The sequence below is a fragment of the Brevibacillus laterosporus genome, from assembly GCA_007833815.1.
Taxonomy (GTDB): domain Bacteria; phylum Bacillota; class Bacilli; order Brevibacillales; family Brevibacillaceae; genus Brevibacillus_B; species Brevibacillus_B laterosporus_D.
Genome location: CP033464.1, coordinates 1,716,999 through 1,729,774, shown reverse-complemented (window position 1 = coordinate 1,729,774; position 12,776 = coordinate 1,716,999). Strand labels below are relative to the sequence as shown.

The following is a 12,776-nucleotide window of genomic DNA, read 5'->3' as shown; positions in this document are numbered from 1 at the left end:
TACCTTCCACATATGCTTTGATCTATCCATTTTTTTATTTTCCCATCATTCAAAAAAGCCTTTACCAACTTGATTAGATTGGCAAAGGCTTATATGAAATATAGTTTCCAGTTAAAACTGCTTTCAACGACACTTTCCATATTCAGAAAATGTAAAACAAACCGAAAAAATAAGGTATAATAGGAACACCGTCAACAAAGGAGGTATTCCCTAATGAATCAATATAAATTGGTAACTTTTTGTCTTGCGGTATTAGTTGCCTTCTGCTTGGTAGGAGTAGGTATCTTTATTGGATTACAGAGCGCGCTTGGCATCATTGGCTGCCTAGTATTGGCAACCTGTTTGATGGGCTTTGGCTTCTCCTACAAAAAGAAACATCTTCGCCCATAGGTTATGTTTCTTTCCGGCGAACAAATAGGCTGTTTACGTAAAATAAAAAAGACGTGAAACTACTTGCCTTTTTTAACAAACGCTTGGAAATCGTATATATTTGCGGCTGTCCCCGATTCACTTTCTGATCGGCCAAATAAAAAGCAAGCAACCCTTCAACGATCATGCGATGAAACGCAGGATGAGGCAATTGTTCAATGCTTAGTTTGGCCCGTTCGATAAAGTATTGCAGCCGCTCATACGCTTCTTCGTCAGACTGATAATAGCTGACAAAGTTCAAATCTCCACCTTCCCGATCCTCTTCCAGATCGATTAGATAATCTAGCAGAATATGTACACCGCCAATCCAAGGCAAATAGGCGCGATGTAATGCCTCAATTTCCCTCTGATCGACCACAGGCTCCGTTGCCAGGCAAAACAACGCAAAAATACCAATTGTAGAGCCAGTCGCTGCTGCAAATTCCTGCCATTTTATCTCTGGATAGTTCGCCTTATGCTGATCCCACCATGTTAATAAAGCTTCTTCCCGTTTCTCTTTGGCAATATGTTTATATACCTGCAAATCGCTATAGAGCGTAGATAAATTCACAATATGCTGTTGTACATCTCCGTAAGAAGGTAGCTTTTTCACCATCTCCTGACATCGCAAAACCAATCCGGACAAGAATCCTCCGTCGTCCTTTTCCTCACGAAATTCGTAGTAGTCTCTTAGTGGTGCATCAGGAGTTAGTGCATCCTGCATTGAATAATGCAACTGACGAAAATCAACTGGATCAAGTGATGTACTTCGATCACACAAATTATCTAGATAGTCACTGATAGTCTGATAAGCCACGATTAGCTTGACCAGCGTGTCTTTATAATCAATAACTTGAGAGGCATAAACAGAGCCACCCTGACAATGAAATTTCTTGGAATCCATACTAGCCATGGCCTGTTTGCGTAGTTCCATATCTGGAATGTTTTTTGCACGTTCGTACCAATAAGCGAACTCTTGCTCTAGCAAGGGCAAAATATGGCGATAAACACGAAAAAGTAGTTGCCAAGGCTTATGAATCGGTTTCGCTTGCAAGCTAAAGTCCCCCCTTTGGTTTTTTGCTATAAAACATCTTATCATATCTCGGAAGGAAAAATCCGCTTTATCCCAGTGTGTAACGAATTTGATATATCTAGAAGTAAATTCGCTTAAAAAATATGGCAGATTCTCAAGCTTTAGGAAGCTTGGTGATCTTACTATATAATCCTCAATTGATTACTATAGAAGAAATCGTTTTTTCCATATACTTGTGCATAGCATCTATCAGTGAATACTGTCCATTATGGATACACCAGTCAAAAATAATTCCTCTAGAAATGATAATTAAATATTCTAGTATTTCTTCCTCTTTTAAATCAGTCATTAATTCTTTTCTATCTTGCCCCTGACTAATAATTTCCTGAAGCTTTGTCCATGTAGAGGAATTTTTCAAAGTAAAAAGCCGATTATTTCCATGATATAGTTGCTTGTTAATGTGCAAACCCAATTCGGAAGTATGCGTTGCCAATTTCACAAAAAAATGCAAGAGCTGATCTTTTGTTGATTCTTTCTTTTCATAAGCTTGTATATCAAGAGCAAAGCGTTTATCAATTTCTTGAAATAAACAAAGATAAATTTCATCCTTCGAACCAAAATAGTAATAAAACGTTCCAACTGATACGCTTGCTTTTTTACTAATTTCCTCGATAGAGATACTCTCAAAATTCTTTTCCTTTATCAAATCCAGAGCTACACGATAAATGGTACGTTTTGTTTCAATTGCTTTTTCTTGCCGCTTAGTTAATTTTCTTTCCTGCATAGTTTTATTCTCCTAGCTAACTTGTATGTATTGGAAGAAAGCACAAAGGACACTCTGGGAACGCATTTGCCACCCCTAGAAAATATTGTATCAATTTTTTCCAATATACAGCGCTCAATTTTTAAAAGTTAAAAATTTACATTTATTCATTCATGATTTATACTTGCTTTATAAACTGAATGACATTCAGTGAATTATATTCAGTTTAACAATTTTCGACAATTTTAAAGGAGGAAACAGTTCATGAATGAATACAAACAATCTTTTATTATGATTCCTAACAATCATATTAGAGACGAAAAAGTTCAACGAAATCCTTATGATCCTTTTCTATGGTACGAAGAAATGAGGCAACAATCTCCCGTTTTTTATAATGAAAAAGCAGATATGTGGAATGTTTTTTTATATCATGATGTCAAACGTGTAATGGAAGACAAGAATTATTTTTCTAGTGTAATGCCAGAAAAAAGAGCATCTCCATTTAAGCGAAGTATAATCGGTATGGATCAGCCTATGCACACAGATATTCGTTCTATTGTCATGCATTCTTTTACTCCAAAAATGATGAGAACATGGGCACCACGTATTGAAGAAATCACGAAACAACTTCTGGATGCTATAAAAGATAAGCAAGAATTTGATCTTGTACAAGACTTTTCATATCCGTTGCCTGTCATTGTCATTGCAGAGATGTTGGGAGTTCCTTCGTCAGAGATGTCAAAGTTTAAAGAATGGTCAGACATCGTTGTGAGTTCCCCAGATACTGATGATCCAGAACACCTTGCACAATTCCTATCTGTTCGTACGCAAGCTGACAAAGATTTAACTATCTTTTTTACAGAGATTGTCGAACAAAAACGAAGAAATTCTCATTCAGAAAATGATATTATATCCATTCTCATTCAGGCTGAAAGAGAAGAAAGTAAGATTTCCATAGAAGAACTTGTTGCCTTCTGTAAATTACTATTAGTGGCAGGAAATGAGACGACAACAAACTTTATTTCTAACGCGATGTATAGTTTATTGGAATATCCAGAAGCTTATAGTCAAGTCAAACAGGATTTATCACTTGTTCCCCAAGCATTGGAGGAAACACTACGTTATCGTTCGCCAGCTCAACGAATCGTTCGTAGAGTAAAAGAAGACATACAAATCGGAACCCATACATTAAAACAAGATGAGATCGTGATTGCATGGGTGGGGTCAGCTAATCGAGATGAGACGGTATTCGAACACGCTTCTACATTTGATGTCGGGCGAAAACTAAATCCTCATCTTGCTTTTGGACACGGTATTCATTTTTGCTTAGGAGCACCTTTATCCAGATTAGAAGCAAAAATTTCTTTGACAGAATTATTAAAAAAATACAAGCGAATTTCATTTAACGAGCAGAATCGTCCTGTATCTATTGAAAATAGCTCTGCCATGTATGGATTGAAGAGTTTCCCAGTTATTGTTAGCTAAAATATGTACATGTTTTAACCTGTGTTACATGCTAAAACCCTCCACAGGGAGGGTTTTAGTTACTGCTATGTCTAAGCTTCCAGATTCTCTTCTAATTCCTTCTGGTAGCTCATATAAGCTTCTTTATTAAGATGGGTCCAGCCATCAGATTGCTCCACCAGACCTTCTTTTATGAGTTTACCCATAGCACGTTTAAAGGAAGCCTTGCTCATTTGAAAGCGATCTTTAATCTCTTCTGGCGTAGATTTGTCTGTGTATGGCATTGCTCCGCGTTCTTTTAACACGCTCAAAAGTACCTCGGCGTCAATTCCATAACGTACTTCTTTACGTTCCAGCATGGACCCGTTCAGGCGGCCATCATCGCGTACAAAGCTGATCCGTGCACGTACTCTTTGTCCCATGCGTAAGGTTTCTGTCATTTCATCTTGATGGATAAATAAGATATGCTTATCGTCAGTGAACACAAATACACCTTCCATAAACACACGGTATACGATACCTTCCACCCATTTATTTTTCATTTCACTAGATGCATTGCGGGACAGGTCCCAAATAATGTCTTCTGAGGCAGGTAGCCCTAAAAGGCGGCCGCGTTTATCTCGTTTCAAGGTAACCAACAGTTGATCACCAACTTGTGGCCACTCTTCCCATTCCTTTGGCAAATCATCTTTAAATACAAGCAGATCTTTCTGTATACCATTATGTAAAAAGACACCTACACGAGTAGAAACATCCACAACATCTAACCATTGATACTCGCCCTCTCTCACTAAAGGCATTTGCATGGTTGCTGCTAAGCGATTCTCATGGTCGTGATACAAAAATACTTTAACCGTATCGCCTGACTCCAGTTGATCTGTCGCTTCATTTTGATGCAACAAGATATCTACTTCGCCATCTGTTAAAAAGTATCCGTACTCTTCTACTCGGGACACGGGCAAAGAAACAATCATCCCTGCCTTATACTTGGTAGACTGAGCTGGCAGGGTCTTCTCAGAAAAGTTGGCGCCTCTGCTATCTCCTCTGTACCCGCCACGTGATGAGCCAAAGCGGCTTCCTTGTTGGCTGTATCCACTACCTCCGCCACTTCTTCCACCGCGTCCTCCTCTTCCTTGTCCATCTCTATTACCAAACTGTCGTTTATCTCTCATTTCGTCACTTCCTACTCTATTTCACGCTCAATATATTCGTAAGGTTATCCCTTCGTCCCCTCATTATACACAATCTGTAGGTGCGTTCCACGTGAGACTTTAAAGCTTGTATGGATTTCGTTAAAATTTGATTAGAAAACTTAGCTTTGTCAAGCCTCCAGCTCAGGCATTGCTCTAGTTGCACATAAATTTTTATCCATGAAAAAACAGCAAGTCCGTCTCCTTCTTCGCATACACTTGTCTTATCAAATAATAATCATGCTAAGAGGAGAGAAGGGCATGTTAGCGTATATCGAATCGATTATCCTTGGCATCATTCAAGGTTTTACTGAATTTTTGCCTATATCAAGTACGGGACATCTCGTCTTATTTGGCAAACTGTTTGGATTACGTGAAGCTGGTCTGTTATTTGATACCTTGCTTCATCTAGGGACACTTGTTGCTGTTGTCATTGTCTTTTGGACTGAAATCATCTATGTGATACGTCATCCATGTAGCAGATTAACTCGTTTATTGATTGTAGGTACTATTCCAACGGGATTTATAGGCCTTACTTTCAAAGATTATTTCGAGGAAATCTCACAGACTGGTCAAACGATCGGGGTAGAGTTTATCGCTACAGGGCTAATTTTATGGGCTGTGGAGTCCATGCGCAAAGGTACACGAAATTTTGAACAAATCAATTACATAGATGCCTTGTTCATCGGTACCTTGCAAGGAGCCGCTATTCTACCCGCTATTTCCCGCTCTGGTCTCACAATCGCTGGTGCGCTGCTTAGAGGTATTGATCGCAATGATGCCGCTCGTTTCTCCTTTTTGCTGTCTCTGCCAGCCATCTTAGGAGCTTGCGTTTTGCAGGTCAAAGATTTGGTGGAACAACCTGTGCTACCAAGCGGTATTGTTCCCATGTTGATCGGGGCCATCTTTGCTGCTATAACAGGGTATATCGCCATTCGCTGGATGATAAAACTACTCAGCAGAGGATCAATGAAAATCTTTGCCTACTATGTATTCGCTCTAGGTGCCTGCATTCTGGTGTTACAATTTTTAGGGAAATGGTAGCCTTCTCAACCCTGAACATAAGAGAAAAAGCGTACGCGAGCTATCCACTCATCTCATGTACGCTTTCTTATATTTACGAAACGTTGCTATCGAACGCAAGGATACGAAGCCTATTGGTTCCCTTCCCGTTCCCTCTCTATATAACGCTGGGCGACCATTTTCATCACCATAAAAAATACTGCATAAACAGATACTGCTAATAAAGAGGTAGCAAACCAAGTCGGGGTACCTAAGCTTACATACATCACAAGATGGGCAACAAATAGTCCAATAATCCACGCTAGCAAATTGACTCGCAGAAAAAAGTTCATTAGTGAACGCATCAATTATTCCTCCATCCTAGTGTTCCTAGGATTGGTATTGCCCAACAAATTAGTAAATATTCGTTGTAATTACTTCGAACTAGCAAACTCATCCTTATTTAGTAGAGATGTTAATTAATCAGGCCACCTGTGGAAATTTATTTTGTTTAAGGTTTTACTCTGGGAGTAGGTACAATCTCTCTCTGTAACTCATCACGTACAAAGCTCTTAATTTTTCCTTCTTCATCCACAGCAATACGTATAACATCTAGTTCAGATGGTATTTTGTTAATCAAACGCTGATACTTGATCACTCTCGTCCCCTGTAGTGCGCTATCAAATCCAATAGAAGCTTGGCTAACAGGTACACTATACGGTACATTAGATGCTAACTGGTATTCATTAGCATCTTTGCCCAGCATGCTCTCAAGAAATACGGTAGCCTGTTTCACAGCTTCCCCTTCTGAAGGCGAATGAATAAGTTTTCTTTTTTCATTTGTGGATAGTGCTCGCAACAGGTGCCCATTTTTCCCATTAATGGTAAGCGACAGCTTTTCATCTGTTCCACTCACCAGTTGGACGTCCCAATACTCCCGACTTTCTTCTCGGCGAAATTTCCCCACTACGATCTGATACTGACTCCATGGCTCATAGCTAGTTATCAGATGATCAATTCTTTCACGCCATTCTTTAGGTAAAGCTTTCTGGGGATTTTGCTGTTTCAATGGATTGGGTGCTGACTTCTCTCCACTTTTGCTTGTCGTTTTAGTAAACGGTACAGACGGTTTTACCATGTCAGTATGCGCCCAGGCCGGGGTCAGAACCAGTACATTTGTCATACAAGCAGCATATATCATTCCTACAATCTTACGTCGCGTTATCTTTATCTTCATAAAAAGCCTCCTCTCCAGTTGTAATTGATGTAAATTTCAGATAACAATTCCTTTATTAGACGTCTTGTAACTTCATTTGTTTCAACAATAAATTAGATATCATTCAAAGAAAGGCTGTTCGATCTTTGAAATAGAAATGTCTTTCTAACATGATGTCTAGATAAATAACTTGCCCATTTTTATCTAAATATTTACAATTAAAATACTATTTATCACCTGCTAAGAATACTCTATTTATTCCAAAATGAAGGAGGTTATCGCTATGAAATTACCAACGTGGGCCGAGTCTTATCTACACCAAATACACCTGAAACAAGAGAAGCCTTCATACGAATTCCTACAAAAAATCTGTCGTAATCACCTATCGACGATACCTTTTGAAAATATCAGTAAACTGATTTACTATCGTGAATATAACCGAAACAATTTCTACATTCCCCCACTTGATATTGTCACTCTCCACCTGCACACCATGCAGTTTGGTGGAACATGCTACGTGCTTAATTCAACGCTACAGCAACTGTTCGTAGAGCTTGGATTCAAAGCCAAATTGCTCCCGGTTGGCAAAACACACATTGCCATTCTGGTTGATCACCCTGAGATACCAGGCGCACCTTTATTTGTAGACTGTGCCTCGGCTGCTCCCTTTTTTGAACCAGTTGATTTTACACGTAACCCAGAAAATTGCAGTAAATACGCAGATACTGCAGTCCGTTTAGTTCCGGATACGGAAAAATCGGGACACTATGTCTACAACCGATACGTTAATGGTAAATTAATTACTCAAGATTGGACGTTTGACCCAACAGCCACGAAAAATCTGATCTATTTTAACGATACGATTGCTAAATCTTTTGAACTAAATGAGAGATTTATGTCTCGCTTGTTCATTCAATTATTTCAACTAGATCAACACCGGAAGCTAACGATTCACAATAATGAATTTAGTATCGCAGATGAAAGTGGGAGTGAACAGCTTATTCCTCTTTCCAATAGTAAAGAGATAGAAGAGGTAATACAAGAAGAATTCAAGATGCCGAAATTGCCTGTAAGAGAAGCTATCGAGGTACTTGCTGGATTAGGAATTAACATCTTTGAAACGGTAGAAAAAGTATGAAAATAATCTCGATTAAACATTTCCACACTATTTATCTTAGAGAAAACGATCGAATAGTTGTGTCCATAGGAGGAATATATGTCTAAACCACAATTTATTGATTTAAGTGTAACCCTTAGTCCTAACATAAAAGAGCCGTTACCAGCGAAAATTGATTACTCTTCACATGAAGAAGGCGCAATTCAGGGAGCACATATCCTAGGTCTTAAACCAGAAGACTTTCCTGAGAAAAAAGCCTGGGCAACTGAGACAGTCACGGCAAACACGCACTCAGGAACCCATATTGATGCCCCATGGCACTACTGGCCGACTTCAGAAGGAACCCCCTCAAAAACCATTGATGAGCTACCGCTAGAATGGTTTTTTGCTGATGGTGTTGTATTTGATTTCAGTGACAAGAAATCTGGTTATGAAATTACGACAAACGACCTGATTCAAAAACTAAAAGAGATGAACTATGAGCTAAAACCATATGATATTGTTCTGATCCGTTCCGATGCCTATAAAAAAATTGACGACGAGAATTATGCCTATATTCATGTTGGCGTTTCAGAAGAAGCAACTCGCTGGCTCATTGATCAAGGAATCAAGGTCATGGGTACTGACGGCTGGGGCTGGGATATCCCGCTCAATATTCAAGCGGCTAACTACAAACAAAACCCACGGGAAGGCCTCCTATGGGCTGCTCATTACGTGGGGAGAGATAAAGAATACTGTCAGATCGAAAAGCTTGCTAACTTAGATAAAATCCCTTTATCACACGGCTTCAAAGTTAGTTGCTTTCCCATTAAAATCGACAAAGCAAGTGGAGCTTGGACAAGACCTGTAGCAATTCTTATGGACTAGGTTTAACTAATTTACTCATGAAAAATCCCCTTTACGTAAACCATAGTGTTGTTTCTAAACACTGGCTACTTAAAGGGGATCAGATCACTATAGATGGTGTTTTTCGGCTACACCAGCTACATTTTCATTTTTTCGTAGGCACTCTTCTTAGTATACGTTAACCGTAATGTTTACGCTTTTGTTACCGAACTTGACGTTGACAGTTGCTTTACCAGCTTTGTGTGGCGTAATTTTTCCGTTTCTTACTGTCACGATATCCTTATTATTGCTGGTCCATGTTGCTTTGGAGGTAACATCTTCATTTAATCCTGCCTTGTATACGGCAGTGGCTTTTATCTCTAACTCATCATCACCTTTGAAAAAGTGAAGCTGCTGCGTCGTAACCACTAATTTATTCATCAGGTCAACTTGCACGCTTACAGTAGTCTTTTTATTGCCAAAGCTTGCTGTTACTGTAGCTGCACCCGCTTCTTTAGGCTTAATCAGACCCTTATCGACGGTTACTGCATTCCCTTTTACCTGCCAAGTTACTTTATCTGTGACATTTTCCTTAGATGAATCAGTATAAACAGCCGTCACGGTAACTTTCTTTGTATCATCTCGTAGCAAGTCTACTTTTTTCGAGCTTACTTCCAATGCTTTTAGCTTTTTGGTTACCGTTACAGTTGTGGTAACCGATTTGCCCATATAGTTGGCTGTAATATCTGCTGTTCCAACTCCTACAGCTTTTACTCTCCCATTCGTAACGGTTGCTACCGAGCTGTTTGAAGTGTTCCAAGCAGCTTTTGGAGTAACAGAAGTAGGTTTTCCTTCGGTGTATTGTGCGCTTAACGTAAGTGATTTTGCATCTCCAGCTTCAAGTGCCAAAGTATTGGCGGAAATCTTCAAAGAAGACAGAACCTTTTCAACAGGCTTGGTCGCAGACTTAGAAGCAGCTTCCAAAACGGAAGTAGTCGGCATACCGAAAGCCATACAAATGGCTAATCCCAATCCTAATACTTTGTATAGCCTATTTTTTTTCATTACGTTCACCCATCCTCTGATCATTTTTACATAAAATAGATCTCACATATACTATATCGGCGAAGAGGGAGAACCTGTAAAGGCAAAAAACCTTTTTTTGAAATATTACCCATTAATAAAAGCCTTGCGCACACGATCCCAAAATGTTAATCGCTTGTATCGAGCAAATTTGATCTTCTGTAGCCCCACACGACAGGTAATTGAATCAATATTTTTCCATACGCCTTGCTCTCGATCCATGCCAACCATAATTTCAGGATTCATGATAATAAGCTCTACTTGATGATGCTTAGGTAAAACTAGTGCGCTGTTAATCGTCCGATAGGATTGGTTATTGATTGAGGCAATTTCTGCTAATTGTATGGCCTCCAGCGAAGGATGTAACAAAGCCCCATCCACCGCTTTATTATAAGCCGTGCTACCTGAAGGTGATGAAATAATAAGGCCGTCCCCACGAAAATGTTCAAATTCTTCTCCGTTAATAAACACGGAGACCACCAAGGAAGAGAGGCTCGCATTGCGAATGACCAACTCATTTAGTGCCCACTTCTCCAAAAGCTGACCATCCTTGGTACGGATTTGACAGGAGACGATTGGGTATTCGGCTATTAAAGGGTCTACCTGTTCCATAGCCTCCACAAATTCATCCAATTGATCAGGATGCCAGTCCGCATAAAACCCCAAATGCCCCGTATGAATTCCGATATAATGTGGCTCAAATCCGTATTGATGAACAGCCTCCAGCATGGTGCCATCGCCTCCGATAGACAATACCATATCCGGTTTTTCCACACTGCTGGTGTTCAAAAATTGATAGGTACGCAAGGTGGAAGCAGTTAGCTTTTCACGCAACCGTATGTCCACCTCGCGCGTATGATCATCATCACGTAAAACCGTAGCGATTTTCATTTCTTTAAAATCCTTTCTCTTTTGCGATAACCTTGATCTATTATTTATCATACTATTGCAAGTAGCTATCAGCAAATGAGTTGGAGTCTATTTTAAGAAAGTCAGAGAATTTTTTGTCCTTCATTCTCCCGCAAATATCGTCTGCTCCAGTCTGTTCAACAATTCTTCTGCCTGTGTGATATATGGCGATTCAATATCAGCATCTTTATTAATCGGTTCTTGAAACTGATTAAACATCGAAGAAACGACTGGACCAGCTGCATATTCAATATCAGCATCAGTACCAGTTTGATAGATATGCTTTAACACAAACGGTTTCTCAAAACGTAAAACAGCATGCGGATGATCTAGTTCCCCACTCACCACCTGTACAGGTAAACGTAAGAAAACCATTCCTTTATCGTCTAGCTTTCGATCTAAAAAACCATTCGTATATTCCCAGTTTGACAGAGTGAAGCCCTCTACACCCAACGTCTCCATAACATCTCCGTATATCGCTTGTTTACCTTCAATTTGACTTGATATCAGTTTCATGGTAGGTGCCCCTTTCCATTTTGCTTATCCGTTTAGCCTTCTCCAAATGAACTAGATTTAGTTAACAACCATCATTTACCATCACTAACTTTTAAAGGAATCGGATGTTCTGTGTCGAAAGGGGAGTACAGGTAGAAATCTATCTAGAAAACATCATGTACCTACTCGGAAAGGAACTACATTCTGTGAAACGAATCCTGCTAACACTGTCACTACTTACGATTTCCCTAGGGGGAAGCCAAATAGATGCAGCACTTGTCTCAAAAGCATCAACAAATACAAAGATAACAGCTAAACCAAAAGTTCTTAGTTATTACGCCGAGAATTATCCGGGTGATCTAGCAGCATATACGTCCTTACATAATTACCAAGATAAAATATCTGACGTCGCCTTCTTTAACTATAATGCTACCAGGGACGGCTATCTGGTAGGAACGTTACCTCAAACAGCTCTACAGCTAGCCAAGAGCACAAAAAAAGGTAGCTTTTTAGTCATTACCAATCATGGAACAAAATTGTTCGATAAAGAAATAGCCCATTCCATCTTAACCAACGAGGATTATAAAAAACGATTTGTGCAACAAGTCCTCACTACCGTGCAAAAAAATGAATTGTCGGGAGCTAATCTTGACTTTGAAAATGTACCTGCTGGGGATCGCGAAGCTTTCTCTGCACTCGTTGGAAACTTAGCGGACCAGCTCCACGCTATCAAAAAGCAACTAATCGTCTCTGTACCAGCCAAAACAAATGATGACCCCGCTGTGTTTTGGGTATACGGCTTTGATTTAAAAGCATTGGGTAGCAAAGCCGATTATCTGCAATTGATGACTTATGATGAGCATGGTACTTGGTCGGAGGAGGGTCCTGTCGCTTCCTACAATTGGGTTGAAGATGTCATACGCTATAGTGTCTCTCAAGTGCCTTCTTCTAAGCTTTTAATGGGTATCCCAAGCTATGGCTACGAATGGAGTACAGAGAAAAAAAGGGCTATCAGCTTCCGCAATATCCCCGCCATCCTAAAAGAAAATCAGGCAGTCCCTGTTTGGCATGATACGTACAAATCACCCTATTTGCATTATAGTAAAAACGGTGTTTGGCACACCCTGTGGTATGAGAATGAATATAGTATCGCCGCCAAGCGTGGATTGGCTGAAAAATACAAGCTTGCTGGCTTCGCTGTTTGGCGGCTTGGCTATGAAAATGATACGTTCTGGACGGCGCTTTTCCCTAAGAAGTCGTAAATATAGTCG

Annotated in this window: 13 protein-coding genes; 5 read left to right on the top strand and 8 right to left on the bottom strand. The window is 39.8% G+C overall.

Features of this window, described 5'->3' with window-relative positions; translation table 11 throughout:
- Positions 1-391: 391 nt before the first annotated feature.
- Together EEL30_09805 and EEL30_09800 are read right to left on the bottom strand one after the other, a co-directional pair.
- Positions 392-1,462 (bottom strand): tetraprenyl-beta-curcumene synthase family protein, encoded by a 1,071-nt coding sequence (locus EEL30_09805; protein ID QDX92589.1) that lies wholly within the window; start codon positions 1,460-1,462, stop codon positions 392-394.
- Between the two features lie 172 nt (positions 1,463-1,634).
- Entirely contained in the window at positions 1,635-2,225 is a 591-nt protein-coding gene (locus tag EEL30_09800) for a TetR/AcrR family transcriptional regulator (protein QDX92588.1), read from the bottom strand.
- Positions 2,226-2,468: 243 nt separating this feature from the next.
- Between EEL30_09800 and EEL30_09795 the strand changes: the two genes are divergently transcribed.
- Positions 2,469-3,689, top strand: a complete 1,221-nt coding sequence (locus tag EEL30_09795; GenBank protein QDX92587.1) for a cytochrome P450 — start codon at positions 2,469-2,471, stop codon at positions 3,687-3,689.
- A gap of 71 nt (positions 3,690-3,760) precedes the next feature.
- On the opposite strand, the gene EEL30_09790 is transcribed toward EEL30_09795, so the two are convergent.
- Positions 3,761-4,840 (bottom strand): DNA-binding protein, encoded by a 1,080-nt coding sequence (locus EEL30_09790; protein QDX92586.1) that lies wholly within the window; start codon positions 4,838-4,840, stop codon positions 3,761-3,763.
- A gap of 279 nt (positions 4,841-5,119) precedes the next feature.
- On the opposite strand from EEL30_09790, the gene EEL30_09785 reads away from it, so the two are divergent.
- Complete coding sequence (locus EEL30_09785) at positions 5,120-5,902, top strand: undecaprenyl-diphosphate phosphatase (GenBank protein QDX92585.1); 783 nt, start codon at positions 5,120-5,122, stop codon at positions 5,900-5,902.
- A 110-nt stretch (positions 5,903-6,012) separates the two neighbouring features.
- On the opposite strand, the gene EEL30_09780 is transcribed toward EEL30_09785, so the two are convergent.
- On the bottom strand, positions 6,013-6,225 hold the full coding sequence (locus tag EEL30_09780; GenBank protein QDX92584.1) for a hypothetical protein: 213 nt from the start codon (positions 6,223-6,225) through the stop codon (positions 6,013-6,015).
- A gap of 146 nt (positions 6,226-6,371) precedes the next feature.
- Positions 6,372-7,097 (bottom strand): hypothetical protein, encoded by a 726-nt coding sequence (locus EEL30_09775; GenBank protein QDX92583.1) that lies wholly within the window; start codon positions 7,095-7,097, stop codon positions 6,372-6,374.
- A gap of 262 nt (positions 7,098-7,359) precedes the next feature.
- Here EEL30_09775 and EEL30_09770 point away from each other — a divergent pair, with 262 nt between their 5' ends.
- Both EEL30_09770 and EEL30_09765 read left to right on the top strand, forming a co-directional pair.
- Positions 7,360-8,214 carry an arylamine N-acetyltransferase gene (locus EEL30_09770; protein ID QDX92582.1) on the top strand — a complete coding sequence of 285 codons (855 nt, stop codon included), beginning with the start codon at positions 7,360-7,362 and terminating at the stop codon, positions 8,212-8,214.
- 78 nt (positions 8,215-8,292) lie between these two features.
- Positions 8,293-9,060, top strand: a complete 768-nt coding sequence (locus EEL30_09765; GenBank protein ID QDX92581.1) for a cyclase family protein — start codon at positions 8,293-8,295, stop codon at positions 9,058-9,060.
- Positions 9,061-9,207: 147 nt separating this feature from the next.
- On the opposite strand, the gene EEL30_09760 is transcribed toward EEL30_09765, so the two are convergent.
- From EEL30_09760 to EEL30_09750, 3 genes are all read right to left on the bottom strand, one after another.
- Positions 9,208-10,083: a hypothetical protein gene (locus EEL30_09760; GenBank protein QDX92580.1), complete on the bottom strand. Its 876-nt coding sequence runs from the start codon at positions 10,081-10,083 to the stop codon at positions 9,208-9,210.
- A gap of 105 nt (positions 10,084-10,188) precedes the next feature.
- Complete coding sequence (locus EEL30_09755; GenBank protein QDX92579.1) at positions 10,189-10,992, bottom strand: NAD kinase; 804 nt, start codon at positions 10,990-10,992, stop codon at positions 10,189-10,191.
- Between the two features lie 120 nt (positions 10,993-11,112).
- Positions 11,113-11,526 (bottom strand): hypothetical protein, encoded by a 414-nt coding sequence (locus EEL30_09750; GenBank protein QDX92578.1) that lies wholly within the window; start codon positions 11,524-11,526, stop codon positions 11,113-11,115.
- Positions 11,527-11,711: 185 nt separating this feature from the next.
- Here EEL30_09750 and EEL30_09745 point away from each other — a divergent pair, with 185 nt between their 5' ends.
- Positions 11,712-12,767, top strand: coding sequence for a glycoside hydrolase family 18 (locus EEL30_09745; protein QDX95725.1), 1,056 nt, complete (start codon positions 11,712-11,714; stop codon positions 12,765-12,767).
- Positions 12,768-12,776: the final 9 nt, after the last annotated feature.

Excerpts from the sequence above, each read along its gene's own strand:
- EEL30_09780 (QDX92584.1), bottom strand. The coding sequence starts at position 6,225 with ATGCGTTCACTAATGAACTTTTTTCTGCGAGTCAATTTGCTAGCGTGG.
- EEL30_09765 (QDX92581.1), top strand. The coding sequence starts at position 8,293 with ATGTCTAAACCACAATTTATTGATTTAAGTGTAACCCTTAGTCCTAAC.
- EEL30_09790 (QDX92586.1), bottom strand. The coding sequence starts at position 4,840 with ATGAGAGATAAACGACAGTTTGGTAATAGAGATGGACAAGGAAGAGGA.
- EEL30_09800 (QDX92588.1), bottom strand. The coding sequence starts at position 2,225 with ATGCAGGAAAGAAAATTAACTAAGCGGCAAGAAAAAGCAATTGAAACA.
- EEL30_09775 (QDX92583.1), bottom strand. The coding sequence starts at position 7,097 with ATGAAGATAAAGATAACGCGACGTAAGATTGTAGGAATGATATATGCT.
- EEL30_09795 (QDX92587.1), top strand. The coding sequence starts at position 2,469 with ATGAATGAATACAAACAATCTTTTATTATGATTCCTAACAATCATATT.
- EEL30_09755 (QDX92579.1), bottom strand. The coding sequence starts at position 10,992 with ATGAAAATCGCTACGGTTTTACGTGATGATGATCATACGCGCGAGGTG.
- EEL30_09770 (QDX92582.1), top strand. The coding sequence starts at position 7,360 with ATGAAATTACCAACGTGGGCCGAGTCTTATCTACACCAAATACACCTG.
- EEL30_09785 (QDX92585.1), top strand. The coding sequence starts at position 5,120 with ATGTTAGCGTATATCGAATCGATTATCCTTGGCATCATTCAAGGTTTT.
- EEL30_09760 (QDX92580.1), bottom strand. The coding sequence starts at position 10,083 with ATGAAAAAAAATAGGCTATACAAAGTATTAGGATTGGGATTAGCCATT.
- EEL30_09750 (QDX92578.1), bottom strand. The coding sequence starts at position 11,526 with ATGAAACTGATATCAAGTCAAATTGAAGGTAAACAAGCGATATACGGA.